General features: G+C 59.2%; 21 protein-coding genes and 2 pseudogenes. 15 read left to right on the top strand and 8 right to left on the bottom strand.

All coding sequences use genetic code 11. The annotated features are described in order from the left end of the window. Positions 1-112 (top strand): annotated as a pseudogene (locus PHQ58_RS19570) (IS630 family transposase); the annotation flags it as partial. A 33-nt stretch (positions 113-145) separates the two neighbouring features. Here the strand turns inward: PHQ58_RS19570 and PHQ58_RS19565 are convergent. The 3 genes and pseudogenes from PHQ58_RS19565 to PHQ58_RS19555 all read right to left on the bottom strand — a co-directional run. Next, positions 146-694 (bottom strand): annotated as a pseudogene (locus PHQ58_RS19565) (Cache 3/Cache 2 fusion domain-containing protein); the annotation flags it as partial. A 135-nt stretch (positions 695-829) separates the two neighbouring features. Beyond that, positions 830-2119 (bottom strand): solute carrier family 23 protein, encoded by a 1290-nt coding sequence (locus tag PHQ58_RS19560; RefSeq protein WP_300114573.1) that lies wholly within the window; start codon positions 2117-2119, stop codon positions 830-832. Between the two features lie 229 nt (positions 2120-2348). Next, positions 2349-2843 carry a hemerythrin domain-containing protein gene (locus PHQ58_RS19555; protein ID WP_300114570.1) on the bottom strand — a complete coding sequence of 165 codons (495 nt, stop codon included), beginning with the start codon at positions 2841-2843 and terminating at the stop codon, positions 2349-2351. Positions 2844-3073: 230 nt separating this feature from the next. Between PHQ58_RS19555 and PHQ58_RS19550 the strand changes: the two genes are divergently transcribed. The 7 genes from PHQ58_RS19550 (at position 3074) to PHQ58_RS19520 (ending at position 11574) form a co-directional block, all read left to right on the top strand. Then, on the top strand, positions 3074-4915 hold the full coding sequence (locus tag PHQ58_RS19550) for an FAD-dependent oxidoreductase (protein ID WP_300114567.1): 1842 nt from the start codon (positions 3074-3076) through the stop codon (positions 4913-4915). Further along, on the top strand, positions 4912-6732 hold the full coding sequence (locus PHQ58_RS19545; protein ID WP_300114564.1) for a 2-oxoacid:acceptor oxidoreductase subunit alpha: 1821 nt from the start codon (positions 4912-4914) through the stop codon (positions 6730-6732). The genes PHQ58_RS19550 and PHQ58_RS19545 overlap by 4 nt, the downstream gene beginning before the upstream one ends. Then, positions 6729-7784 carry a 2-oxoacid:ferredoxin oxidoreductase subunit beta gene (locus PHQ58_RS19540; protein ID WP_300114562.1) on the top strand — a complete coding sequence of 352 codons (1056 nt, stop codon included), beginning with the start codon at positions 6729-6731 and terminating at the stop codon, positions 7782-7784. Before PHQ58_RS19545 ends, PHQ58_RS19540 begins: the two co-directional genes overlap by 4 nt. Before the next feature lie 81 nt (positions 7785-7865). Next, the gene (locus PHQ58_RS19535; RefSeq protein ID WP_300114559.1) at positions 7866-8306 is read left to right on the top strand and encodes a CBS domain-containing protein; all 441 of its coding nucleotides are present in this window, start codon (positions 7866-7868) and stop codon (positions 8304-8306) included. A gap of 106 nt (positions 8307-8412) precedes the next feature. Further along, complete coding sequence (locus PHQ58_RS19530; protein ID WP_300114556.1) at positions 8413-10164, top strand: alpha/beta fold hydrolase; 1752 nt, start codon at positions 8413-8415, stop codon at positions 10162-10164. An 84-nt stretch (positions 10165-10248) separates the two neighbouring features. Beyond that, on the top strand, positions 10249-10962 hold the full coding sequence (locus PHQ58_RS19525) for a YebC/PmpR family DNA-binding transcriptional regulator (protein WP_300114554.1): 714 nt from the start codon (positions 10249-10251) through the stop codon (positions 10960-10962). A 33-nt stretch (positions 10963-10995) separates the two neighbouring features. Then, a complete protein-coding gene (locus tag PHQ58_RS19520) occupies positions 10996-11574 on the top strand; it encodes a restriction endonuclease (protein ID WP_300114551.1) in 579 nt (192 codons plus the stop codon). Positions 11575-11581: 7 nt separating this feature from the next. Here PHQ58_RS19520 and PHQ58_RS19515 read toward each other — a convergent pair whose 3' ends face one another. From PHQ58_RS19515 to PHQ58_RS19500, 4 genes are all read right to left on the bottom strand, one after another. Next, positions 11582-11959 carry a thioredoxin family protein gene (locus PHQ58_RS19515; RefSeq protein ID WP_300114548.1) on the bottom strand — a complete coding sequence of 126 codons (378 nt, stop codon included), beginning with the start codon at positions 11957-11959 and terminating at the stop codon, positions 11582-11584. A gap of 9 nt (positions 11960-11968) precedes the next feature. Then, entirely contained in the window at positions 11969-13078 is a 1110-nt protein-coding gene (locus PHQ58_RS19510; RefSeq protein ID WP_300114545.1) for an ATP-dependent 6-phosphofructokinase, read from the bottom strand. 133 nt (positions 13079-13211) lie between these two features. After that, complete coding sequence (locus PHQ58_RS19505; RefSeq protein WP_300114543.1) at positions 13212-13835, bottom strand: response regulator; 624 nt, start codon at positions 13833-13835, stop codon at positions 13212-13214. Next, complete coding sequence (locus PHQ58_RS19500; RefSeq protein ID WP_300114540.1) at positions 13832-15868, bottom strand: nitrogen regulation protein NR(II); 2037 nt, start codon at positions 15866-15868, stop codon at positions 13832-13834. Before PHQ58_RS19500 ends, PHQ58_RS19505 begins: the two co-directional genes overlap by 4 nt. Positions 15869-15951: 83 nt before the next feature. Here PHQ58_RS19500 and PHQ58_RS19495 point away from each other — a divergent pair, with 83 nt between their 5' ends. Next, the gene (locus PHQ58_RS19495; RefSeq protein WP_300114538.1) at positions 15952-16446 is read left to right on the top strand and encodes a LapA family protein; all 495 of its coding nucleotides are present in this window, start codon (positions 15952-15954) and stop codon (positions 16444-16446) included. 45 nt (positions 16447-16491) lie between these two features. Beyond that, entirely contained in the window at positions 16492-17493 is a 1002-nt protein-coding gene (locus tag PHQ58_RS19490) for a zinc-binding dehydrogenase (RefSeq protein ID WP_300114535.1), read from the top strand. 28 nt (positions 17494-17521) lie between these two features. On the opposite strand, the gene PHQ58_RS19485 is transcribed toward PHQ58_RS19490, so the two are convergent. Continuing rightward, positions 17522-18781 carry an MFS transporter gene (locus PHQ58_RS19485; RefSeq protein WP_300114533.1) on the bottom strand — a complete coding sequence of 420 codons (1260 nt, stop codon included), beginning with the start codon at positions 18779-18781 and terminating at the stop codon, positions 17522-17524. A 470-nt stretch (positions 18782-19251) separates the two neighbouring features. Here PHQ58_RS19485 and PHQ58_RS19480 point away from each other — a divergent pair, with 470 nt between their 5' ends. From PHQ58_RS19480 to ggpS, 5 genes are all read left to right on the top strand, one after another. Then, entirely contained in the window at positions 19252-20295 is a 1044-nt protein-coding gene (locus tag PHQ58_RS19480) for an ABC transporter substrate-binding protein (protein ID WP_300114531.1), read from the top strand. Positions 20296-20300: 5 nt separating this feature from the next. Then, positions 20301-21188, top strand: a complete 888-nt coding sequence (locus PHQ58_RS19475) for a proline/glycine betaine ABC transporter permease (RefSeq protein ID WP_300114528.1) — start codon at positions 20301-20303, stop codon at positions 21186-21188. Next, on the top strand, positions 21181-22284 hold the full coding sequence (locus PHQ58_RS19470; RefSeq protein ID WP_300114524.1) for a glycine betaine/L-proline ABC transporter ATP-binding protein: 1104 nt from the start codon (positions 21181-21183) through the stop codon (positions 22282-22284). The genes PHQ58_RS19475 and PHQ58_RS19470 overlap by 8 nt, the downstream gene beginning before the upstream one ends. Positions 22285-22395: 111 nt before the next feature. Beyond that, entirely contained in the window at positions 22396-23298 is a 903-nt protein-coding gene (locus tag PHQ58_RS19465; protein WP_300114522.1) for a DUF3014 domain-containing protein, read from the top strand. Positions 23299-23414: 116 nt separating this feature from the next. Beyond that, on the top strand, positions 23415-25655 hold the full coding sequence (gene ggpS, locus PHQ58_RS19460; protein WP_300114519.1) for a glucosylglycerol-phosphate synthase: 2241 nt from the start codon (positions 23415-23417) through the stop codon (positions 25653-25655).

Below are 25655 nucleotides of genomic sequence, written 5' to 3'. Positions count from 1 at the left end.
AACGAAGGCAAAGTTACGCGAAGCGGCCACCGCGCATATGACTATGTTGGAGCAAACTCCTGAGCGCGTTCTTGGCTACTTTCAGGATCGGCGGGTTCGCTATGCCGCTTAATACTTCACTAGGCCGGAGCAATAGGTAGTCAGAAAAATCCAGCCCAATGAAGCTCAGGCCGACGATTTGGCCCTGCCCATTGCGAATCGGGTCGTACTGCGTCATGTATTGGCGACCAAACAAGGTCGCCAGGCCGGTGAAACTGCTGCCCGCCAACGCGGCTTTGTAGCCGGGGTGCTTGCGGTCCAACAGGGTGCCAATGGCGCGCTCGTCTTTGTCGGTCTTGAGCGATGTGGTCACCCGCACAAAATCGTCACCCGACTTGGCAAACACGGTGGCCACCGCGCCCGTCGTGGCGGTGAATCGGTCTACCGGCGCAAAGTCAAGGTTGAGCACCTTGCCGTCAAGCTTGAGGGTGGGCGTGGCGCGGCCTTTGATGTCAATGGTGACCGGCAGCAGCTCAAAATCGCCTTTGAGCGTGCCCTGAAACGCCTTGGCCAGTGCCCCGGTGCGCACGCGCAGGTCGCGGTCAGTGCCTTCAATCAGGTTGGTGAGCATTTTGGTTTTGTCAGTTACCTCGGCAATGGCCCGACTCTCAATGGTGTTGGACACCGAATAACCGATGGCCAACACACAGGCCATGAGCACCACCGCCACCAACACAAAATTACTCAGGGCCAGTTTGGCGCCCAAGCCCATTTGACGCAGATTGAAACCACTATGTTGCATTGCCAAACCTCAATAAATAAAACGAACCGTTCAAGTCAAACCAGCAAATCAGCGTGATTTACGATTCAGCAAAGCATACAAGCCAATTGCGCCAAAGGTGGCGGTACCGATACCGCCCAGGGCAAAATCTCCAAACTTCAAGGTGAAGTCGCCGGTGCCCAAAATCAGGGTGATGGCGGCCACGATCAGGTTTTTGTTGTCAGAAAAATCCACTTTGTTTTCAACCCAGATGCGCGCACCGGCGACGGCAATCAGGCCAAACACCACAATGCTCACACCGCCCATCACCGGCAGCGGAATGGTCTGAATCACCGCGCCAAACTTGGGGCTGAAACCCAGAACCACGGCCAGCAAGGCCGCCACCAGAAACATCGCGGTCGAGTAGATTTTGGTGGCGGCCATGACACCAATGTTCTCGGCATAAGTGGTGACACCCGTGCCGCCGGCGCTGCCGCTCACCATGGTGGCGATGCCATCACCAATGAAGGCACGGCCCATGTAACGGTCCAGGTTTTTGCCGGTCATGGCGGTCACGGCCTTGATGTGGCCCAGGTTTTCAGCCACCAGAATGATCGCAACTGGCGCCATCATCAACATGGCTTTGGAATCAAATACCGGTGCGGCAAAGCCGGGCATGCCGACCCAGGCCGCGTTAAACAGGCCACTCAGGTCCATCGGCTTGCCCAGTCCCAGCCCGTTGGTCAGCAGGGCATAAAGCAAACTGGCCACCAGCAGCCCCACCAGAATCAGCAAGCGCTGCACCATGCCGCGCGTGAACACCGCTACCAGCGCCACGCAAACAAAGGTGGCCGCCTGCATCCAGCTGTCGAAGTTGCTCGCTGCCATGTTCTTGATCGGCACGCTGGCCAGGTTCAGGCCAATCACGGCCACCACCGAGCCAGTCACCACCGGGGGCATCAGCCGCTCCACCCAGCCAGTGCCCACCATCTGCACCAGCAAACCAATGACGGTGTAAAGCGCGCCGCAGGCGATGATGCCACCCAGGGCCACACCAATGTTGGGATTCAGGCCCTTGCCGGCGTAGCCGGTGGCCGCGATCACCACACCGATGAAAGCAAAGCTCGAACCCAGATAGCTTGGCACCTTGCCGCCGGTGATGAAGAAGAAGATCAGCGTGCCAATGCCGCTCATCAAAATGGCCAGGTTGGGGTCGAACCCCATCAGAATCGGCGCCAGCACAGTGGCGCCAAACATGGCAATCACGTGCTGCAGGCCCATCACCGCGGTCTGCGGCCAGGGCAGGCGCTCATCCGGGGCGATCACGCCGCCTTGGCGCAACACATCAGGACTTTTTTCGGTCCAATCAAATAAGCTCATGAGAATCCTTGCAGTTGGTGAATGCGCTTGATTGTCGACGCCTTCAGACTGCAGTTAACGAGGGCTCAAGCGTCGCCCCCATCCCGGACAAAAGCTGCGCACGCCAAGGCCACGCCAGACAGATCAAGTCACGCCAAGTATGCGAATTTTTGCAAGGTTTTTTAGGCTTCAAGCGCTTATTTGAATTGCGCAAGCAGCTATTTATTAGATAGCATTTATTCTGCCAGAACTAATGCGCCAACCGCTTGGCTCGTCCCGCCATTTCTTCTGCCAGGCGCGCCTTGGCCTCCGGGTAAATCAGGGTTTCTTCCAGCACGATGTGGTCGCGGCACAGGTTCAGAAACACCTCGGCGTTGTGTTTAAGCTCCGCCATGTCCGCCCAATCTTCACCCTGCGCAATGGCGCGCAGCATGGGCGCCAGTTCAATCCAGTTTTGCTCGATCCAGCCGTGGTCCTGCTTGAGCATTTGCACGGCTTGGACCACCTCTGGTTTGTCACTCGCCAGCAGGCCAGGAAACACATCTTTTTCTTCTGCTGCATGGTGCGTGCGCGCGGTTTCTGAAAAGAACGCCTCGATGGTTTTGGCCTTTTGCCGGCAATGGGCACTGTCACTGTCGGCGTCGAGTCGGTCCATCAGGTCAGACAGCTCCGTCAGGTGCTCGTGAATTTGCTGGTGGCAGGCATCCAGTGCTTTAAATCGTTCAGTTTGCAGGTCGGCTTTCATCAGTGGTTCTCCTTGATATTGGTTTGTTATTTTGGCGGGCGTTTGTTTTGCCAGTTTGATGTAAATCAAAAACCAGCTTTTTGATCTCAACCCAATTTTTTGACTTAGATCAGTAAAGCAGCAGATTTCGGGAATGCCGCCATAGTCAAGCGCCGGCCAACGGCGTAGGATGATTTTTTCCGCGGCGGTGCGACGCATCGCCAGGCGGAAGAAGACAAGAGGAGACCACTTTGCAAGCGACCAACATCACCAACCCGGCCTATTTTCACAAGGTCGTGGACTGCCAATGGGCCTGCCCGGCCCATACCCCCGTACCCGAATACATTCGCCTGATTGGTCAGGGTCGCTACAGCGATGCCTACATGATCAACTGGGTCAGCAACGTGTTTCCGGGCGTTTTGGGCCGCACCTGCGACCGCCCCTGCGAGCCCGCCTGCCGACGTGGCCGCGTCGAGGAAAACAACGGTGCCAAGCCAGAACCGGTGGCTATTTGCCGCCTGAAACGCGTGGCCGCCGACTTCAAGGATGACGTGTCCGCACGCATGCCCGCCATTGCACCGCCCAATGGCAAGCGTGTGGCCTGCGTGGGTGCCGGGCCTGCTTCACTGACCGTGGCACGAGATTTGGTGCCCTGCGGCTACGCCGTGACGGTGTTTGAAGGCGAGGCGAAAGCCGGGGGATTTGTGCGTACGCAAATTCCCAAATTCAGGTTGCCCGAGTCGGTGCTGGACGAAGAAACCGGCCAGATCTTGAACCTGGGCGTGGACTTTCAACCTGGCAAGCGCATTGAGTCCATGAAAGCACTGCTGGATCAAGGTTATGACGCGATTTTTGTCGGCAGCGGCGCACCACGCGGGCGCGATCTGGAGGCACCCGGGCGCAAGGAAGCCGCCGCACACATCCACATTGGCATCGATTGGCTGATGTCGGTGTCGTTCGGCCACATCACCCAAACTTCTGAGCGCGTGATTGTGCTGGGCGGCGGCAACACCGCCATGGATTGCTGCCGCAGCGCCCGGCGTATGGGCGGCAAAGAGGTGAAGGTGATCGTGCGCAGCGGCTTTGAAGAAATGAAAGCCTCGCCCTGGGAAAAAGAAGACGCGGCCCACGAAGGCATTCCGATCCTGAACTTCCACGTACCCAAAACCTTCGAGCACACCGACGGCAAGCTCACCGGCATGACGTTTGAGTTGGTGCGCGCCGAATACGATGCTAAAGGCAAACGCAGCTTGGTGCCCACCGGCGAGCCTGATGTGTTGGTGCCGTGTGACGAGGTGCTGATTGCAGTGGGCCAGGAAAACTCATTCCACTGGATCGAGCGCGACCTGGGCCTTGAATTTGACAAATGGGGCCTGCCGGTGCTGGGTGAAGGCACCTTCCAATCCACCTTGCCCCAGGTCTTCTTTGGCGGTGATGCCGCCTATGGCCCCAAAAACATCATCACCGCTGTGGCGCACGGGCACGAGGCTGCTGTGTCGATTGACCGCTTGCTCAACGGAGAAGACGTGACGCAGCGCCCGCCGCCCATGGTCAACCTGATGTCACAAAAAATGGGCATCCATGAGTGGAGCTACAAAAACGCCGTGTCGAACGACCATCGCTTCAAAGTGCCATGGACAGCGGCTGAAAAGGCCCTGGCCAGCATCAAGGTCGAGGTGGAGCTGGGCTTTGACGCCGCCACCGCCTTCAAGGAAGCCAGCCGCTGCCTGAACTGTGATGTGCAAACCGTGTTCAACCGCAACACCTGCATTGAATGCGACGCCTGTGTCGACATTTGCCCGATGGACTGCATCAGCTTCACCAGCAATGGCGAAGAGGCAGATTTGCGAGGCCGACTCCAGGCACCTGCCACCCATACCAAGCAGGACCTGTATGTGTCGGCCGAGCTCAAGACCGGGCGCGTCATGGTGAAAGACGAAGACGTGTGCCTACACTGCGGTTTTTGTGCCGAGCGTTGCCCCACGGGCGCCTGGGACATGCAGAAGTTTTTGCTCAACACCACACAGGCCGGGCCGCGTGCGCGCGACACCAAATCTGCGGCTGCTCACTTGAACGCGACGGAGGCCGCATGAAACGCATTGAAGCCATCAACGATTTCGTCATCAAATTTGCCAACATCAACGGCTCGGGTTCGGCCAGCGCCAACGAGTTGTTTGCCAAGGCCGTGATGCGCATGGGTGTGCCAGTGAGCCCGCGCAACATTTTCCCCAGCAACATTCAGGGCATGCCCACCTGGTACGAAGCCCGCGTGTGTGAAAAGGGCTACCACGGCAGGCGCGGCGGGGTGGACATGATGGTCGCCATGAACCCGCAAACCTGGGACGCCGACGTGGCCGAAATCGAGCCCGGCGGCTACCTGTTTTATGACAGCACGCGGCCTATTCCCGAGAACAAATTTCGCAAGGATGTGCATGTCATCGGTGTGCCCCTGACCGAAATCACCAACGCCGTCTACACCGACCCACGGCAGCGCCAGTTGTTCAAGAACATCGTGTATGTGGGTGCGCTGTCGGTGCTGCTGGATGTGGATGCCAGCGTGTTCGAAAAGCTCTTTGCCGAGCAGTTCAAGGGCAAAGAGCGGCTGTTGGCCTCCAATTTGCAGGCCATCAACCTGGGCCGTGACTACGTCAAGCAGCACATCGAAGCGCCGCTGGGCATTCGGGTGCGTCAGTCAGACAAAGTGGGCGACCAGATTTTTACCGACGGCAACAGTGCGCTGGCGCTGGGCTGCGTGTATGGCGGCGCCACGGTGGCGGCTTGGTATCCGATCACACCATCGTCCTCGGTTCCTGAAAACTTTCAAAAATATTGCGACAAGTTCCGGGTCGACCCCAGCACCGGGCAACACCGTTTTGCCATCGTGCAAGCTGAAGACGAGCTGGCGTCGATTGGCATGGCCATTGGCGCCGGCTGGAACGGTGCACGGGCCTTTACCGCCACCTCTGGCGCGGGTATTTCGCTGATGACCGAGTTTCTTGGCCTGGCTTATTTTGCCGAGATACCGGTGACGCTGATCAACGTGCAGCGCGGTGGCCCCAGCACCGGCATGCCCACGCGCACCCAGCAATCTGACCTGCTGTCTTGCGCCTATGCCTCGCACGGTGACACCAAGCATGTGATGCTGTTCCCGCAAGATCCGCATGAGTGTTTTGAGCACGCCGCCGCCGCACTTGACTTGGCTGACCGGCTACAAACCCCGATTTTTGTCATGAGTGACCTCGACATCGGCATGAACCAGCGCCTGTGCAAACCCTTTGTGTGGGACGACGCGCGCACCTACGACACCGGCAAGGTCATGACCGCGGCAGAACTCGAAGCTGGCAAAGACTTTGGCCGCTACAACGATGTGGATGGCGACGGCATCCCGTGGCGCACCCTGCCCGGCACGCACCCCACCAAAGGCAGTTACTTCACCCGTGGCACATCCAAAGATGCTTATGCACGCTACTCGGAGCGCGGACCGGACTACGTCTACAACATGGAGCGCCTGCTGAAAAAGTTCAAAACCGCAGCCGACCTGGTGCCCCAACCCATCATCCACATGGCAGTACAAGACACCCGACTGGGCGTGATTTACTTTGGATCCACCACCCCGGCCATGCGTGAAGCCATTGATGTGCTGGAGGCCGACGGTGTGCATTTGGACGCCCTGCGGTTGCAGGCTTTTCCGTTCCCGGCCTCGGTTGAGAAATTCCTGGCTACCCACGACACAGTGTTTGTGGTGGAGCAAAACCGCGACGCGCAAATGCGCACCCTGCTGGTCAACGAGTTGGATGCCAACCCCAAACAACTGGTCAAAGTGCTGCACTATGACGGCACACCCATTACCGCGCGCTTCATCGTGAGTGCCATTGCCGCCAAGCTGGCGCTTCTGAAGGAAACCGTATGACCTACCTTGCCAAACCCCGGTTGCACCACCCCACCCTGACCAAAAACAAGGTTGGTTACACCCGGCGCGACTACGAAGGCCCAGTGTCTACCCTGTGCGCTGGTTGCGGCCACGACTCGATTTCAGCCGCCATCATCCAGGCTTGCTGGGAGCTTGACATTGAGCCGCACCGTGTGGCCAAGTTGTCGGGCATTGGTTGCAGCAGCAAAACGCCCACTTATTTCTTGGGGGCCTCGCATGGTTTCAACACCGTGCACGGGCGCATGCCCAGCGTGCTCACTGGTGCCAACCTGGCCAACCGCGAGCTGCTGTATTTGGGTGTGTCGGGCGATGGCGACTCAGCGTCCATCGGGCTGGGACAGTTTGCCAACGCCATGCGCCGCGGCGTCAACATGGCCTACATCGTGGAAAACAACGGCGTTTATGGCCTGACCAAAGGCCAGTTTTCTCCCACCGCAGACCGCGGCTCCAAAAGCAAAAAAGGCGTGGTCAACACCGACAGCCCAGTCGACCTGGTGGGCATTGCGCTGCAACTGGGGGCTACTTATGTGGCACGCAGTTTCTCGGGCGACAAAGAGCAGCTGGTGCCGCTCATCAAGGGCGCGCTGGCACATGGCGGGGCCGCGTTCATTGACGTGATCAGCCCCTGCGTCACCTTCAACAACCACAGCGGCAGCACCAAGAGCTACGACTACGTGCGCCAGCACGACGAGGCGGTGAGTGTCATCGACTTCTTCACCCCCGGCACCGAGATCACCACCCAATACGCCCCAGGCGAAGTGGTGGACGTGGAGCAGCACGACGGCTCCATATTGCGGCTGCGCAAACTGCATGACGACTACGACCCCACCGACCGCTACGCCGCCATGAGCTATATGAACGCGCACGCGGCACGCGGCGAAGTGGTCACCGGCTTGCTCTACCTTGACCCGCTGCCGACTGACCTGCACACCTCGCTCAACACCTGCGCGCAACCGCTCAACACGCTGGGCGTACAGCAGCTTTGCCCTGGTGCGCAGGCGCTGGAAAAGATCAACGCTGCGTTGCGTTAATTTATAGAAAATCGGGCTGTAGCCCTTTTAAATAAATCGTAAGCAGCTATTGTTTTTGACTTGAACCCGAAGGAGCCCAGCATGACCGAACGCACTGTATTTCAATCGATGGCGCAGCGCCATGTGGTCAGCGTGGTACCCAGCGCCACGGCCTACACCGCCGCTTGCGTCATGACACGCGCCAACTGTGGCAGCGTGTTGATCATCGACACGTCGGGCAGCCTGCTGGGCATCGTGACCGAGCGTGACTTGATGACCCGCCTACTGGCCAAGGCACTTGACCCGGCCAGCACCACGGTGGCCGACATCATGACGCGCAGCCCCTTGTGCGTGGTGCCCGAAACCAAGGTAGCCGATGCGGTGCTGATCATGATCGAGCGTGGTTTTCGGCACCTGCCTGTCGTCACCGAAGCCAACAAGATCATGGGGGTGTTTTCCATCCGCGATGCCATGCCACGCGAAGTGCAGGCAGCCGAGAGCCTGGCTGAATTCAACGAGCAGGTGAACGACGCGCTGGGCTGACCGCATGATGCGTTGCATCAATATACGACGCCATTTCTTGTGCTCAACTTGACTTGTCTGCGCACCCCGCCCAGGCTTCTCGCTACTTGATGGACTGGAGAACTTGATGCACTACAAGATGATGAACAAAGACAAAAGCGCAGCCGCAGAAGTGCCGCATCTCAGTCCGGTGGCCGCCTTGGCTGCGTCGCTGCAGCAAAGCCTGGACCCCTACGGCATGATGACCTCGGTGGCCAATGCTCAGGCCGCCTGGTTGATGCATCCGCAAGAGTTGTCACAGGCCGCCAACAGCCTGTTTGTCGATTCCATGGCTTTTCAGGCCCACCTGACACGCCTGGCCATGGGCTGGCCCACTGAGGACGTGATCAAGCCCAAGGTGGATGACGTGCGTTTTGCCGATGCCGACTGGGACGAAAACCCGGTCTGGGACACCATCAAGGAGTTTTACCTGGGCGTCACCCACCGCACCGAAGACATGTTATTTGACACGCCGGGGCTCTCTGACATGCAACGCCGGCGCGCCGCGTTCTGGGCGCGGCAGTGGCTCAACGCGATGTCTCCAACCAATTTTTTCTTCAGCAACCCGGTCGCCATGCGCCGGTTTATTGAAACCCGTGGCGACAGCCTGAAGCATGGCCTGATGCACCTGATGCGTGATGCCAAGGCCAAAAACATCCGCATGGTGGAAGCCGACGCCTTCAAGGTCGGTACTGACCTGGCCACCACGCCTGGGCGCGTGGTGCTGCGCAACCGCCTGGTGGAGCTGATTCACTACACACCCACCACGGCGCAGGTGCACCAGACACCGATCTTGATCGTCACCCCGTGGATCAATAAATACTATGTGCTTGACTTGACGCCACAAAAGAGCCTGGTCAAGTTCCTGACTGACCAAGGCTACAGTGTCTTCATCACCAGTTGGAAAAATCCCACCGCCGACATGGCCAGCATCACCTATGACGATTATTTGCGCGAAGGGGTCGACCAGTCGGTGCAAGCCGTGTGCAAGATTTGCCAGGTGCCGCAGGTGCACCTGACCGGTTATTGCATTGGCGGCACGCTGGTGGCCACCTACCTGGCCTGGGCCAGTCGCCATTACACCGAAAAGACCAATCCGGTGGCGCACTGGACGCTGCTGACCACACTGACCAATTTTGCCAAGCCCGGCGACATCGACGTGTTCATCGACGAAGGCGCCATTACCGAGCTGGAGAAAAAGATGGCGCAATCCGGCTACCTGGATGGTGGCGACATGGCCAGCAGTTTCCGCCTGCTGCGCTCCAACAGCTTGATCTGGCACTATCTGGAGCACAGCTATTTGCTGGGCGAAGAGCTGCCCGCGTTTGACGTGCTGTTCTGGAACATGGACACCACGCGCATGCCCGCCGCCATGCACTCGTTTTACCTGCGCCAGATGTACCTGCACAACAACCTGGTCAAGCCCGACGCCCTGACCATTGGTGGCGAAAAAATTGACCTGACGCGTATCACCCAGCCCCTGTATGCCGTGGGCGCTGAAGACGATCACATCGTGCCGTGGCACCAGTCGTACCGCATTCGCCAACACATCAACGTGGCAGCACCCGTGCGCTTTGTGCTGACCACCTCGGGCCACATTTTTGGCGTGGTTAACCCGGTGGTCACCCCCCCGAAGCGCAGTTTCTGGGTGGCTGAGCCGGCCAGCAACGAGCACAGCGCGCATTGGCTTGAGCACGCCAGCAAAAAACCAGGCAGCTGGTGGCCAGACTGGTTGGCCTGGCTGGCGCCCAAGTGCGGGCCGATGGTGGACGCCCCTAATGTCAAAGCCAAGTCTTACCCTGACCTGGGGGCCGCGCCCGGCACCTACGTCTTCGAATAGACCAGTTGTCATGCCGGGTGTTAACCTTGCCCCCCTCAAGATTCACCAGCGCACCAGCGCTACAACTGCAAGGAACTCCCCAAAATGGGCGCACAGTGGAAAGCAAAACACAAGGATTTGGCGGCAAACGTTCGGGGCCGCATCTTCGGCAAACTGGCAAAAGACATCATGCTGGCGGCCCGCAGCGGGGCTGACCCTGCCGCCAACTCGCACCTGCGGCTGGTGATGGAGCAGGCCCGCAAAGCCTCCATGCCCAAAGAAACCCTCGAGCGCGCCATCAAGAAAGGCGCCGGCCTGACTGGCGAGGTGGTCAATTTTGAGCGTGTGATTTACGAAGGTTTTGCGCCGCACCAAGTGCCCGTGATGGTTGAATGCCTGACCGACAACGTGAACCGCACCGCGCCTGAAATGCGCGTGTTGTTTCGCAAAGGCCAGTTGGGCACCTCTGGCTCCGTGGCTTGGGACTTTGACCATGTCGGCATGATCGAAGCCGAGCCCAAAGCCCCCGGCGCAGACGCCGAAGTGGCCGCCATCGAAGCCGGTGCGCAAGATTTTGAGGCCGGTGAAGAAGAAGGCAACACGCTGTTTCTGACCGACCCCGCCGACCTTGACCTGGTCAGCCGCGCGCTGCCCAACCACGGCTTTACCGTGTTGTCGGCCAAGTTGGGCTACAAGCCCAAAAACCCGGTGAACCCGGCCAGCCTGAGCGCCGAACATCTGGAAGAAGTCGAGGCCTTCTTGGCCGCCATCGATGCCAATGACGACGTGCAGAACGTGTATGTGGGCTTGGCAGGTTAACGGCCAAGGCGTTCGGATCAGCGAGGGGTTCCCATGAAACTGAAAATGTCAGAGAACTCGCTGTTTGCGATTTTGCTACGCTCGTCGTGGTGGATCAGCTTCTGCGTCGTTGCCGTGATCACGCTGGCGTCCGTCGCCTTGTTGCCCAAGGATTACGTGGCTTTTGGCGTGATGGGGAGTTTCCCCTTTTTGGTGATTGGCCTGATGGCGGCGCGCAAACAGTGGCACGCTCCCAACCCAGCCCGCGTGGCTGAGGCACTGACGCAATCCGGCGCCATGTCGTGGCGTGATTTCTCGGCGCAGATGCAAGCCATTTACACCAGCCAAGGTTATGCCGTGACGCGCTTGAACAGCTCGGCGGCAGATTTCGCGCTGCTTAAGAATGGTCAAACCACCTTGGTGAGTTGCAAGCGCTGGAAAGCCGCCAGCCAGGGCGTGGACGGGCTGCGGGACTTGTTGGCGGCCAAAGCGGCACAAGGCGCGCAACAGTGCACTTACGTTAGCTTGGTGCCCGTCAGCGACACCGCCAGACGCTTCGCGGTAGCGCAACAGGTCACGCTGCTGTGTGACCAGGATTTGGGCCGTTTTCTAATTAAAAAATCACGGCCCTGAGGCTGGCTCACTGACCAGCCAACTTATTCGCCCGTATTCGCCCCACCACGGACAGCACATCGGGGTCCTTCAAGCCTTGGGCTGACGCATCCGCTGCGGCATTGCGCACCATGCGCTCCAGCGTTTGCGCCTGTGGTGTCAGTGGGCCAAAAAAGTGCGGCACAGCACCCACGGCAATCAGCAAGGTGGGGAAGTCTTCAACATCCAACGGGTGCAACAGATCAGCTTCGTCTTCGATGTCAAGCCAGACAAACTGTGCCTGCGGGTAGTCGGCTGTGACGGCGGCCTGCACTTGCTCAAAGCGGCTGCGGTACTCACCACACACGTTGCACCACTCGGCGCACAGACACACCACCAGCAAGGGCGGCAGGGTTTCAAGGGTCACGGCGCGACCTCAATCCCCAAAACTGATGCCAAGATCGCGGCCGGTTTGCAGGGTGTCACTGTCCATGGGCACATTGCGAATGTGGCCAGCCACCTCCTCCAGGGCCACGTGATCCACGCCGTGCAAACCCAGCGCCACCATGATGCCGGTCTGGCCTTCGTCGAGCGCACGCACGGCGGCGGCGCCAAAGCGCAAAGCTGCCAAGCGGTCAAACGCGGTGGGGCTGCCACCGCGCAGCAAGTGTCCCAGTACCACCACCCGGGTGTCCTTGCCAGTGCTGTTGGCCAAGGCGTGGGCAATGTTCTCGCCAATACCACCCAGGCGTTCCGCATGGCCCACCTCAGCCTGAGCCACCAGCTCGCGGTGGCCGTCCTTGGCCTGGGCACCTTCAGCCACCACGACGATCGAGTACAGGTGGCCATTGGCCTCACGCTCACGGATCTTGGCGCTGACCTGGTCCAGGTCAAAAGGGATCTCAGGAATCAGGATGGCATGGGCATTGCCCGCAATGCCAGCGTGCAACGCAATCCAGCCGGCGTAACGGCCCATCACCTCCACCACCATGACGCGCTGGTGACTTTCGGCCGTGCTGTGCAGCCGATCCAGGCACTCGGTGGCAAAACCCACGGCGGTATCAAAGCCAAAGGTTGTGTAGGTTTTATCCAAGTCGTTGTCAATGGTTTTGGGCACGCCCACCACGCGCAGGCCCTTGCGGTGCAGCGCGTCGGCAATGGTCAGCGAGCCGTCACCGCCAATGGACACCAGGGCATCAATCTCGTGCGTGCCAAAGTAGGTCAGAATCTCGTCCGAGCGGTCAATCTCACGCACCGAGCCGTCTGGCATGTTCACCGGGAAATGCAAGGGGTTGCCCTTGTTGGTGGTGCCCAGAATGGTGCCGCCCAGGTGGCCGATACCGCGCACCTTGTCCCGCGTCAGCCGGTACACACCGCCTTCGGGGTAGCGCTCGGGAAACATGATGCCGTTGAAACCATCGCGAATGCCATAACACTGCCAGCCCAGGTTGTCGGCGGCAATCACGACCGACTGAATCACCGCGTTCAGCCCTGGTGCGTCGCCACCACCGGTATTGATTGCAATGCGTTTGATGGGCTTACTCATGAAAATATCCTTGAAAAAAGCGCTGCGAACCCGCGCATCTGCTGATTTTGCCGCGAAATTGCGGGCCGCCATTAGCTATATTTAACATAGCCATCCGCGCTCATTAAATAAGGGCTGCAGGCCAATTTTATGTTCAACTTGTCGACTGCAATCGCCCCAGTTTGTGGGCCAGTTCAATGGCCGAGCTGACACCCATTTTCTCAAAAATATTGGACCGGTGAAATTCCACCGTGCGCGGCGTGATGCCCAGATGGTCGGCGATGTTTTTGTTGTAGTGCCCGCGCACCAGCTCATCAAGCACCTCGCGCTCACGCGGGCTCAAGGACAACAGCGCCTGGCGCAGTCGCTGCGTCTCGCTGTCGTCCTGCTGCGCGGCACTGGCGGCCGCCAGCGCTTGCTGTACGCGGTCCACCAGCTCATTGTCCTGAAACGGCTTTTCCAGAAAGTCCCAGGCGCCCTGTTTGACGGCGGCCACTGCTGTGCCGACATCACCGTGGCCAGTCAAAAACAGGACGGGCCACGGGCAGCTCAGGGCTTTCAGGCGCTCAAAGGTCATGCTGCCCGACAGCGGGGCCATGCGCATGTCGAGCAGCACCACGGCGCAACCCCAGTCGCCGTTGAGGGCTCTTGCGCCGTCCAGAAACGATGGGCCACCGTCCCAGGTGGCGCACTGAAAACCGCGCGAGTCAAACAGCCAGGCCAGGCCATCGCGGATGTCGGGGTCGTCATCGACGATGTGCACGCGGGGACGGGTCATGGTTTTTCCTTGGGTTGACTTTGATTGGCCAGCGGCAACAACACGGTAAAACAGGCACCACCCAGCAGTGGATCGCGCGCCACCTCGATGCGACCATGGTGGGCTTCGACAATCGAGCGGCAAATGGCCAGGCCCATGCCCATGCCGCCTTCTTTTCGGCTGACAAAGGCATTGAAGATGGTGGCCTGCGCGTCTTCGCTGACACCCGGGCCGGTATCAGTTACCGACAACACCGCCATGCCCTGCGCCGCATCCAGCCGCAAACTGACCCAGACCTGGGGCAACTGGCCCCCGTGGGGCGCCCAGTCTTGCGCATTGCCAACCAGATTGGTCACCAAATGCTCCAGCAGCAACTCGTCAGCATCCACCCAGATCGGGTGATCCGGCAGCGCCCAGGCCGGAGGCACCGCCTGCTCGTCATCCAACAACACCAGCACACGTTGCAACAAGGCCACCAGATCGAGCCGCTGACGCGATAACTCACGCCGGCGCGCAAAGGCGTTCACGCGTTTGATGATGCCACCCGCCCGCTCGGCCAGGCCTGCCATGCGCGTCACCACCGGTAACAGCTCAGGCAAGCTGATGCTGCTGTCGTTCAACCGGTTGAGCAGGCCATTGGCAAAACTGCTCAAAGCACCCAAGGGTTGGTTCAATTCGTGCGCCAAGGTCGACGCGACTTCACCCACTGCCACCAAACGGCCAGAGGCTTCGAGCTTTTCCTGCTGCTGGGCGGCCATGCGCTGGGCGCGTTTGCGCTCGCTGATGTCTAGCACCGAGCTCATCCAGCCCATTTGCTCGCCCCGGGCCGTGTTCAGGGGCGCTTCGTGAATCAATACATCCACCAGATGGCCATCGCGGTGCTGAAACTGCACCTCGACGCCTTCACCGCTGGTGCCTTGCGCCATGATGCTGTGGTGCACGCGCTGCAACGGTTCCATCTGGTCTGGTGGCCAATAGGGGAAAGGCGTTGAGCGGCCAATGAGCTCAGCCGCGCTGTAGCCCACCATTCGGCAAAAAGCCTCGTTGACGTACAAAATCCTGCCGTTCATGTCCCACGCACGCAAACCAATGGTGACTGAGTTTTCCATGGCCGTGCGTAAAGCGACCTGGGCCTGCAACAAGGCTTCCACTTGCTGGCGCTTGGCAAAATCCCGCCGCAAAGCATACAGGCTCACGAGCATGCCCGACAAGAACAGCAAGGCCACCAAGAAGAAAATGCGCGGCACGGTAGTGGGTTGCGTCTGGGTCAGGGCCACCTGCACAAACAAATCGGTGCCCGGCAGGTTAAGCCCCACCCGGTACGCGGTGTCAGGTTGCCCCGTGGCCTCATCGGTGAGCAGCTGCACGCTGTGGTCCTGCGTGAACCAGCCCGGCACCAGGGCTGCCAGCGCCCGCTCCACCGACACCGCCGCCAGGTAGTTGCCGGCAAACTGGCCCCGGTCAAAGAAGGGCACGGCCAGCCAGATGACATCGGTGGGCTGGCCATCGGCCTGCAGCATCAGGCCCGCATAGGCGGCGCGGCGCAGCCCCTGGCTGGTGCTTTGCATGAGCGCCAGGGCCTGTGTGTTGTCAGGGTGGGCGCGCCAGTCCAGCTGCCAGCGCTCAGGGCCTACCCGCAAGTCATTGACCTGCCCGGCAGCAATCCAGCCGCGGGAGAGGATGATCCCCGGTTCGCGCCACAACAGGCCAGCCTTCAGGTCATGTGGGTCCGCAAGCAAACGACTGTCTGCCGCCGTGCGGTTTTGCACCGCCTGACGCGCCAGCACCAGCAAATCATCTTCAAGCCGACGGAAGTGAAACTGCACGCTTTGCTCCAGCCACTGGGCGTCAGCCGCACGGCGGCGCGCGGCTTCCTCAAGCTCAAAATTGTTCAGGTACAGCATCAGTGTGACCACTGATCCCAGCAGCAGCGTCAGCAAGCCCAGCAGCCACCAAAGCGCGCGGCGGTTGCGCCCGCCATGGCGTGCAGCCGACTCCTGCAACAGGGCAAAGTCAAGCGTGTGGTCAGCAGCAGGTGTAGTGGTTTGGGGCATAACAAGCCAGGGTGGTGAGTTGCATGATAGCCAAGTGGTGTACCCTGAAGGTCAAGTCTTCAACTTCATTCAAGGAGCTCACCATGCGCATACGCAGCCTGTTTTTAATTTTGATTCTCACGCTCATTGGTGCATTTACAGCGCTGAACTGGAGCGTTTTTCTGACCAACAGCACGTTGTCGTTTGGTGTCGCCACCCTGCAGGCGCCCATTGGCATGATCATGCTGGGGCTGCTGGTGTTTGTGGTGGCCTACTTCATGGTGTATGTGCTGTACCTTCAGTCCACCGTGCTGTTTGATACGCGCCGCAACGCCAAAGAGCTGCAACTTAACCGCGAGCTGGCCGACAAAGCCGAGGCCTCACGCTTTACCGAACTGCGCACTTTTCTGGAGGCCGGCCTGAAACAACGCGCCGAGCAAGACAGTGCCGGGCAGCAGGCTGTGCTGGTGCGTCTGGATGCGCTGGAAAAAACCCTGCGCACCTCGGTCGAGCAAAGCGGGAACTCGCTCAGTGCCTACATTGGCGAGTTGGAAGACCGACTGAATACGCAAGGCACGGGTGCTGCCCGTAACCAATAGGCTCAAGCATTCGCCAACGCTACCCGAACCATCAAGGATCGCGCGATGAAGGCCGTTGTCACCACTGGTCAGGGTGGCTATGAAAAGCTGGTTTATACCGACGTACCGCTGCCAAGCCTGGCTGCAGGCGATGTCCTGTTACAGGTGCTGGCCTCCAGCGTCAACCCCACCGACATCAACACCCGGATTGGCTGGTATGGTGACGGTGGCTGGCAGCAGACCACCCCGTTTCCCCTCATTCAAGGCACAGACTGCTGTGGCCGAGTGGTGGCTGTGACCAACCCCGAGCACCAACCCTTAATGGGGCTGCGCGTGCTAGTGCGGCCATGTATGCGACCGCGGGGATTTCCCTCGATGGACAACGTCTGGCTGGGGTCTGACTTTGACGGCGCATTTGCCCAATTTGTCACAGCGCCGGCCTCAGAGGTCTTCCCGGTGAACAGCGCGTGGAGCGATGCGGAACTTGGCACCATGCCTTGCACTTTTGGCACCGCAGAAAATATGTTGCACCGCGCCAATCTGGTGGCGGGTGAACACGTGGTGGTCACAGGCGCCTCCGGCGGGGTGGGCTCGGCCGTGGTTCAACTCGCGAAGCGCCGCGGGGCCTTTGTCACCGCCATTTGCGGGCGCGCCAAGATGGCGCAGGTTGCAGCCCTGGGCGCCGACCGCGTGCTGGCTAGAGACGGCGATGATTTGGCAGGTTTACCCGCACACATGGCCGATCTTGTGGTCGACAACGTGGCCGGACCAAGTTTTGCACTGATGCTCAAGTTGATCAAAAGTGGTGGGCGCTATGTCACCTCTGGGGCCATTGCCGGCCCACAAGTCAGCCTGGATTTGCGCACCCTTTACCTCAACAACATCAGCCTGCTGGGCTGTACCACTTGGGCTGAGCCAGTCTTTGCCAACCTGATCACCTACATTGAACGCGGTGAGATTCGGCCCATGCTGGTCAAGACCTTTGCGCTGCAAGACATGGCGCAAGCTCAACGCGAATTTCTCAATAAAACCCACGTTGGCAAATTTGCGCTGGTGCCACCCCAGTGACGCGTGGGTCAGTTTGTGGGAGATAGCCTCAGGCAGAAGGTTCGCGCACAGTGTCGGCCGACTCACCCCGTGGGTCAAGTTGCAACAACGCGGGTGAGCTGCTGCCCATGGCCACGAAGCCGTCTTTTTGACCGGGCTCACCCCGGTTTTTCGGTATGGCCCGGATGAAATACACAATCAACACGGCCAATGACACCAGCACGCCGGTGAAATAAAGCAGCAGGCTGCCCGGGCCCAACCAGTCCATCAGGCCGCCTGCCAGCGTTGGCCCCACGGTGGCACCCACACCGTGCAACAACAGCAAACCGCTTGTCACCTGCAGCACCCTGCTGCGGTCAATCAGGTCATTAACGTGTGCCACGCACAGCCCATACACCGTGAAGGTCAGGCCGCCGTAAACCACACCCAAGACGATCAAGGCCGCTTCGGACTTCAGTGCAAAATAAAACCCGGCCATGGCCACTGCCGCGCCTGCCGCGCACACCCAGAACAGCACCCAACGCCGGTCGTTTCTGTCAGACAGGTGCCCCACCGGCCACTGAAACGCCGCCCCACCCAGAATGGTGGCGGCCATGAAGGTGGCAATACCCAGCTCGCTAAACCCCACCCGCTGGCCAAACACATGGCCCAGGCTGTAAAAAGCACCCGTCAACAAGCCCGACGCAACGGCGCCCAGCACACCAATGGGCGAGGTGGCAAACAACGCCATCAAGGCCAGCTTGGGCGCGGCTGTGGGCTCGGGCTCGGCCACCGGTGTCAGGGTGATCGGCAGCAGGGCAAAAGAAAACATGATGGAAACCATCACAAAAGGAACAAAGCCCAGCCGGTCACCCACCAGAATCAGCCAATTGCCCAGCGCCATGGCGACACCGCTGATGGCCATGTAGGCAGCAAACACCTTGCCGCGCTGGTGGCTTTGCGCCAGCACGTTCAACCAACTCTCCACCACAATGTAAAGGCCAACCAGACAGACCCCCGTCACAAAACGCAAACCGCCCCAAAACCACGGGTTCAGCCACAGGGCATGCAAAAGCGGCACGGTTGAGGCGATGGACGCCATGGCGGCAAAGGCGCGAATGTGCCCCACGCGCCGGATCACCGCGGGGCACCAGTAGGTGCCAAAAATGAAACCGCCAAAATAAGCCGACATGATCAGCCCCGTGACCAGCACCGGAAAATTGGCGGACCCAGCCTGGGCGCCAATCACGGAAAACAACAAACCGGTGCCCACCACCAGCAGACCAACGCCGCTCAGAAGCGACATCAGCGGCAGCAACAAATTTCGCAAAAGGACTCCTTAGCTTTTAGGGTTGCGCGGAGCGCGTCAACTGCCCGTGATGAAACTTGACTTCTTTTGTCCTCGTTCGTGAACTGCAATTGACCGCGCGCATGCAGGACAACTGGTGTTTTGGTGATGCCTGCGGGGCATCAATGCGACATAAATCACCAAAAATGAATATCGACTGAGTTTTATATTCTTGACTGAGTATTAAAAGACAGCGACAATTACATTTGATCAAATATAATTGTTTGTCGTTACAAGACACAGTAGGGATCGTTTTAATCCCTTTTCCTACGCTTTTCTGAGTGCCTGGATTCTGTGTTTTGCCTCTTTGCCCTGCCGCAAGTTCCGCAGTTGTCGCCTTGAGTGTGCGCTAACAGACTGACTGTTGGTTTCAAAACCGATTAAATCGTCGTCCACGCACTTGGTGGCATTTTTTGCTGCAGCACACGTTTTTAACCTTATTAAGAGATGCCATGAAAAAATCCCCACAACTCGCGTTGACAGTCCTCGCTGCAGTCATTGCCTTATCAGCTTGTAGCAAAAAGGAAGAGGCAGCAGCGCCTATCGCGGCGATGCAACCCGCAGCGACGGCCTGTGGCAAGGTCACCGTGGCCAACATGAACTGGCAGTCGGCAGAAGTACTGGCACACATCGACAAGATTATTCTGAGCAAGGGTTACGGCTGTGATGTGGAACTCGTCCCTGGCGACACCATGCCCACACTGACCGCCATGATGGAAAAGGGCAAGCCCGATGTGGCGCCCGAAGCCTGGATCAATGCCGTGCGTGAGCCGCTGGATGCTGCCGTAAAAGCGGGCCGCTTGCATTACGCTGCCGAGGCCCTGACAGACGGCGGCATTGAAGGCTGGTGGATTCCCAAGTACCTGGCCGAAGCCCACCCCGAGATCAAAACCATTGACGACGCCCTGAAGCAACCCAAACTGTTCCCGGCCCCTGAAGTCAAAGACAAAGGCGGCATTTACAACTGTCCGGCCGGCTGGAACTGCCAGCTCACCACCGGGGCCGCGTTCAAGGCCTGGGATGCCGCCAAAAAAGGGTTTGTTTTGGTCAACACTGGCTCCGCTGCGGGCCTGGATGGCTCCATCGCCAAAGCCTATGAGCGTAAGCAAGGCTGGCTGGGCTACTACTGGGCACCCACATCAATTCTGGGCAAGTACGAAATGGTCAAGTTGGACGCCGGGGTGCCGCTCGACAAAAAAGGCTTTGAGGGCTGTAACACCAAGGTGGACTGTGAAAAACCCGTCAAGAGCGACTGGCCTAAAGCAGTGGTCTTTACCGTGATCACAGACAGCTTCAAGAAGGCAGGTGGTCCGGCTGTTGGCTACCTGGAAACGCGCAGCTGGCGCAATGACACCGTGAACCAGTTGCTGGCCTGGATGACCGACAACCAGGCCACCGGCGAAGACGGTGCCAAATACTTCTTGAAGTCGCACCCAGAAATCTGGACCACCTGGGTAGCCCCTGACGTAGCCGAAAAAATCAAGGCCGGGCTTTGACCGTCATGAGTTCGCTGGTTGACTTCCCCGCCATGGGCGCCGAGCAGCTCAGCAGCTTGCGGCGCTTCATCGACGGCGGCTTCAGAAGCTTCTCACGCGAATACGGTGAAACGCTGGAACGCCTATTTGACCCGCTGCGTGAGTTTTTGATCTTCTCCGAGCGGCTGCTGACGCAGTCGCCCTGGCCGGTGGTGATTGGCGTCATTGCCCTGATCGCCTGGCTGGCCTCGCGTTCCCTGAAGATCACGGTGGGCACCGTGCTGACCTTGCTGGCCATTGGCTACTTTGGCATGTGGATTGACACCATGAAGACGGTGTCGATGATCTTCGTCTGCACCGTGGTGGCGCTGGCGGTGGGCCTGCCCATTGGCATTGCCATGAGTCGCTGGGACCGCTTGCAACGCGCCGTCAACCCGGCGTTGGATGTGATGCAAACCATGCCCAGTTTTGTCTACCTGATTCCGGTCGTGATGCTGCTGGGCATTGGCCGGGTAGCGGGCATGATTGCAGTGGTGGTGTACGCCATACCGCCGGTCATTCGCTTCACCAACCTGGGCATTCGCCTGGTCAGCACGGACTTGCTGGAGGCCGCCGACGCCTTTGGCTCGTCGATTTGGCAAAAAATGTTCAAGGTGCAACTGCCACTGGCGCTGCCAACCATCATGGCCGGCATCAACCAGACCATCATGCTGTCACTGGCCATGGTGGTAATTGCCTCAATGATTGGCGTGCAGGGCCTGGGTCAACCAGTGCTCAAGGCCATTGCCAACCAGTACTTCACCATGGGCATGTTCAACGGCCTGGCGATTGTGGGCATCGCCATTATTTTTGACCGGGTGTCGCAAACCTACGGCAAGCGTCTGCAAAAACACCTGGAGGTGGTCCATGGTTGAGCAACTGAACCCCACGCCAGTGGTGACCACCACGCCAGATGCAACGCCTAGCACTGCGGTGGGCATCTCCATCAAGCACCTGTACAAGATTTTTGGCCCGAATCCGGCGCAACACCTGGACGCCGTGCAGCAAGGCATGAGCAAGCAAGAACTGCGCGATGTGCATGGCCATGTGCTGGGCCTGCGAGACATCAACATCGACATGCCAGGTGGCGGTATCCAGGTGGTGATGGGTTTGTCAGGCTCGGGCAAGAGCACCTTGATCCGGCACATCAACCGCCTGATTGAGCCCACGGCAGGCGAACTTTGGGCCGGTGACCAGAATGTGATGGCCATGAGCCCTGGCGAGCTGCGCCGCTTCAGGCGTGAACGCACCGCCATGGTGTTCCAGAACTTTGCATTGTTCCCACACCTGACAGTGCAAGAGAACACTGAATACGGCCTGCAAGTCCAGCATGTGAAACAGAAAGTGCGCCGCGAGGCATCGGCGCGCTGGATTGAGCGTGTCGGTCTGAAAGGCTACGAAGACAGCTACCCCAACCAGCTGTCAGGCGGTATGCAACAGCGCGTAGGGCTGGCCCGAGCCCTGACCAATGACGCACCGATTTTATTGATGGACGAGGCGTTTTCAGCGCTCGACCCGATGATCCGCGGCGACATGCAATCGGTGCTGCTGGATTTGCAGCAAGAGCTGGGGAAAACCATCGTCTTCATCACGCACGACCTGGAAGAAGCGTTGCGCCTGGGCGACCGAATTGCAATCCTGCGCGACGGTGAGGTGATCCAGCAAGGCACCGGGCAACAAATTGTGCTCAAGCCGGCTGACGACTACATCAGCAGCTTCACCAAAGACGTGAACCGTGGCCGCGTCATCCGCTGCCGCACATTGATGACTCCCGGTATTAGCGTCGAAGGCCCCAGCGTGGATGCCAGCCTGGTGATTGAAGAAGTGGCGCGCGTGCTCAGCGCCGAGGGTTTTGACGCTGCCAACGTGACCAACAGCCGTGGCAAGCTGCTGGGCAACATCAGCATGGGAGACATCATCGCGGCCATGGTCCCGCCGAAATCCTCGGATGCGGCAGCGGAGCCGGGCTGACAGATCCTTGACCGAGTTTGAATAGCCTGCGACAGCTGTCGCAGCCGGTCAAGGGAGCGCACAGTCGTCAGCAAAATGGTCTGAATGAATGGCTCCCAATTTGAGGACACCATGAAAAAATTCACTAAAGTTTTGTTGGCGGGTTTTGGCCTTGTTGTACTGGCTGGTGCGGCCATGGTCTGGTGGCCATCGGGCGAACAGGCCAGCCCATTGCAAAGCCCTTCGGTCAGCACGCCGTTGCCGCCGCCATTGGCACCGCAAACCCCGGCCGCCGCACCGGTGATCCCACCGACCATCAAGCATCCCATCGAGGCCATACCAACGCAGGCCGTGCCAACACGGCTGCCGTTACCAGCGCTGGATGCGGCCGAAACCCATGTGCGCCGCGCGCTGGCCGAATTCATCTCAGACAAAGACGTATTGCGCTATTTGCAGCTTGACCAATTTGTGCGCCACGTGGTCGCCACCGTGGACAATTTGCCACGCGAACACGCCGCTGCGGCGTTATGGCCTGTCGCGCCAATGCCTGGGCGCTTCAGCGCGGGCGCAGGTGATGGCAGCGATCCTTTGGGGCCGACCAGAATTCATGCCAATAACAGCACGCGCTACACCCCGTTTGTCAACTTCATTGCGTCCATTGACACGACCAAGGCAGTGTCACTCTATGTGCAACTCTACCCGTTGTTCCAACAGGCCTATGTCGAATTGGGCTACCCAAAAGGCTATTTCAACGACCGGCTGGTCACGGTGATTGACCACCTGTTGGCCGCACCCGTGCACATCGCTTCCCTTGAAGTCAGCCGCATCCAAGTCAACGGACCGTACCAGCCCGTCAGACCCTGGGTCACCTACGAATTCACCAAACCGGAAATGCGCGCGATGTCGTCAGGGCAAAAGATGCTGCTTCGCACAGGCGCCATCAACCACCAGCGTCTGCGCACCAAGCTGATGAGCATCAGGGCGCAGCTGACCCAACCAGGGCTGGCCGCGCAAGCCCATGCCGACCCAAAGTAGCTCGGCTTGAACCCGGCGTTTACCGACGCCACAAGCCGCCAATTTTCTGGGCACCGCAGTGCCCTACTTGAAGGAAATCCCCTCAGATGTTTTTAACCCATCAACAAGCAGTACCCATGCTGACCCACCAATTGGTTCTGGCCACCGATCTTGACGGCACCCTGCTGGCTGGCACACAGGAAGCCCGACGCCGTGTGCGCGACCTGTTCAGCGGTGGCCTGGCCGGTGCCAAACTGGTCTATGTCACGGGCCGTGGGCTGGAGTCGATCATCCCACTGCTAAGCGACCCAACCCTGCCACAACCCGACTACATCATTGCAGACGTGGGTGCCACGGTCGTACATGGCGACCTGCGCCCGGTCGACCCGTTGCACCACGACATCGCAGCGCGCTGGCCCGGCTCGCAAGCCGTTTTGCAACAGTTGGCCGCCTTCCCTTCGCTGCAGCGACAAACTGTGCCGCAGGAACGGCGCTGCTCATTTTTTATGAGCGAGGGCAGCATCAGCGCAGAACTGCGGGCGGCGGTTGAGGCCCTTGACTGCGACCTGCTGTTCTCCGCCGGGCGCTATCTGGATGTGTTGCCGCGCGGCATCAACAAGGGAGCCACGCTGCGCCAACTGGCCATTGCCGAGGGCTTTAACCTGGAAGGCGTCGTGGTGGCTGGCGACACCTTGAATGACCTGTCGATGTATGCGGCCGGATTCAAAGGCATTGTGGTGGGTGGGGCCGAACCTGCATTGATCCAGCATGTGCGCAAAATGCAACGTGTCTACATTGCCTCGGAGGAAGGCTGCGGTGGCATTCTGTCCGGATTGGCGCACCACGGCACAAAGACTGAAAGCAGCTCAAAAGCCCAAAGCCGCCTGGACGAACGGGGCGATGCCGAGCTGGTGATGGTTTATCACCGTCCACCGTTTGACGAGGTGGTCGAAGACGGTGTCCTCAAGCGCAAACGCCCCAAGAGCCCTAACGGCATTATTCCAACGCTGCTGGGATTTTTTGCGGGCGAACGAAAGGGCTCGTGGGTCGCCTGGTCAATGCAGGAAAGCCGCGCACCTGAGGGCTTTGTCCGCCATGTGCCTGTGGACGCAAAACGATTTCCCAACTTGAAAGTGGCGCGCATTGCGCTGACCCCGGATGACGTGGACATCTTCTACAAAAAATTCTCCAAGGAGGCATTCTGGCCGATCATTTTTTCGTTCCCTGACAAGGCCGAATTCAACGATGCCCATTGGCAGCGTTTTCTGGAAGTTAACCGCATTTTTGCCGTACAGACTGCATTTGAAGCCGCCGAAGGTGCGGTGGTATGGATTCATGACTACAACCTGTGGATGGTGCCGGCGTTTTTACGTCCGCTTCGCCCTGACTTGCGCATTGCGTTTTTTCACCACACCGCATTTCCGTCAAGCGATATCTTCAACATCTTGCCTTGGTACCGCGAGATCATTGGCAGCCTGCTGCAGTGTGACTACATTGGCTTTCACATTCCACGCTACGTGGAAAACTTTGTCGATGCCGTACGGTCTTACACGCCAGTGGAGGTGTTGGAATCGATACCGTGCGCGCCCCGTTTCATCACCTATGGCTGTGCGTTAGGTGTGGACACCGTCACCTCGGCAATTGATGTCGGCGGCCGACGTGTCGCCCTGGGGGCGCACCCAGTGGGTATTGATGTGGCGTTGATTGAGCAAATCGTCAACAAGCCGGTGGTGCAAAAGAAAATCGCCCTGATCAACGAACTTCTGCACGGTGTCAAAGGCATCGTCTCGATTGAGCGACTGGACTACGTCAAGGGCTCGCTGGAAAAGCTGCAGGCGTTTGAGCGCTTATTGGAAGAACACCCCGAGCTGATCGGCGGCGTGACCCTGCTCAACATCATCACCCCCGCTGCACCGGGGATGGAAATCTATGAAACGCTGCGAACCGAGGTAGATCGCCTTGTGGGCCGCATCAACGGACGGTTTTCAACGCTGGAGTGGACCCCCGTGCGCTACTTCTACCGTTCCCTTGCATTTGAAGATGTGGTGGCCCATTACGCCGCGTGCGATGTGGCCTGGATCACACCACTGCGCGACGGGCTCAACCTGGTCGCCAAGGAATTTGTTGCCACAAAAAAAGCCACGGGCACATCAGGCGTGTTGATTCTTTCTGAATTTGCCGGCGCTGCGGTGGAGTTACATGGTGCGTTATTGACCAATCCCTACGATGCCAACTCCATGTCAAAAGTGCTGCACCAGGGGCTCACCATGGGGGCGGATGAGATGACCTACCGCTGCCAGCGCATGGCCGCCATCGTTGCGGACAACAACGTGGCGCGCTGGGGCGACGAGTTCATGCGTGCCGTGTACGCAGCATAG

It is taken from the genome of Rhodoferax sp. (assembly GCF_028688795.1).
GTDB lineage: Bacteria > Pseudomonadota > Gammaproteobacteria > Burkholderiales > Burkholderiaceae_C > Rhodoferax.
The sequence above is the reverse complement of the archived record's forward strand: the minus strand, read 5'-3'. Positions and strand labels throughout refer to the sequence as shown.

Bases quoted from the DNA above. Each gene is read 5' to 3' on its own strand.
- PHQ58_RS19535 (WP_300114559.1), top strand. From the start codon at position 7,866: ATGACCGAACGCACTGTATTTCAATCGATGGCGCAGCGCCATGTGGTC.
- PHQ58_RS19490 (WP_300114535.1), top strand. From the start codon at position 16,492: ATGAAGGCCGTTGTCACCACTGGTCAGGGTGGCTATGAAAAGCTGGTT.
- PHQ58_RS19520 (WP_300114551.1), top strand. From the start codon at position 10,996: ATGAAACTGAAAATGTCAGAGAACTCGCTGTTTGCGATTTTGCTACGC.
- PHQ58_RS19540 (WP_300114562.1), top strand. From the start codon at position 6,729: ATGACCTACCTTGCCAAACCCCGGTTGCACCACCCCACCCTGACCAAA.
- PHQ58_RS19545 (WP_300114564.1), top strand. From the start codon at position 4,912: ATGAAACGCATTGAAGCCATCAACGATTTCGTCATCAAATTTGCCAAC.
- PHQ58_RS19525 (WP_300114554.1), top strand. From the start codon at position 10,249: ATGGGCGCACAGTGGAAAGCAAAACACAAGGATTTGGCGGCAAACGTT.
- ggpS (WP_300114519.1), top strand. From the start codon at position 23,415: ATGCTGACCCACCAATTGGTTCTGGCCACCGATCTTGACGGCACCCTG.
- PHQ58_RS19470 (WP_300114524.1), top strand. From the start codon at position 21,181: ATGGTTGAGCAACTGAACCCCACGCCAGTGGTGACCACCACGCCAGAT.
- PHQ58_RS19475 (WP_300114528.1), top strand. From the start codon at position 20,301: ATGAGTTCGCTGGTTGACTTCCCCGCCATGGGCGCCGAGCAGCTCAGC.
- PHQ58_RS19510 (WP_300114545.1), bottom strand. From the start codon at position 13,078: ATGAGTAAGCCCATCAAACGCATTGCAATCAATACCGGTGGTGGCGAC.
- PHQ58_RS19465 (WP_300114522.1), top strand. From the start codon at position 22,396: ATGAAAAAATTCACTAAAGTTTTGTTGGCGGGTTTTGGCCTTGTTGTA.
- PHQ58_RS19560 (WP_300114573.1), bottom strand. From the start codon at position 2,119: ATGAGCTTATTTGATTGGACCGAAAAAAGTCCTGATGTGTTGCGCCAA.
- PHQ58_RS19480 (WP_300114531.1), top strand. From the start codon at position 19,252: ATGAAAAAATCCCCACAACTCGCGTTGACAGTCCTCGCTGCAGTCATT.
- PHQ58_RS19530 (WP_300114556.1), top strand. From the start codon at position 8,413: ATGCACTACAAGATGATGAACAAAGACAAAAGCGCAGCCGCAGAAGTG.
- PHQ58_RS19555 (WP_300114570.1), bottom strand. From the start codon at position 2,843: ATGAAAGCCGACCTGCAAACTGAACGATTTAAAGCACTGGATGCCTGC.
- PHQ58_RS19495 (WP_300114538.1), top strand. From the start codon at position 15,952: ATGCGCATACGCAGCCTGTTTTTAATTTTGATTCTCACGCTCATTGGT.
- PHQ58_RS19505 (WP_300114543.1), bottom strand. From the start codon at position 13,835: ATGACCCGTCCCCGCGTGCACATCGTCGATGACGACCCCGACATCCGC.
- PHQ58_RS19500 (WP_300114540.1), bottom strand. From the start codon at position 15,868: ATGCCCCAAACCACTACACCTGCTGCTGACCACACGCTTGACTTTGCC.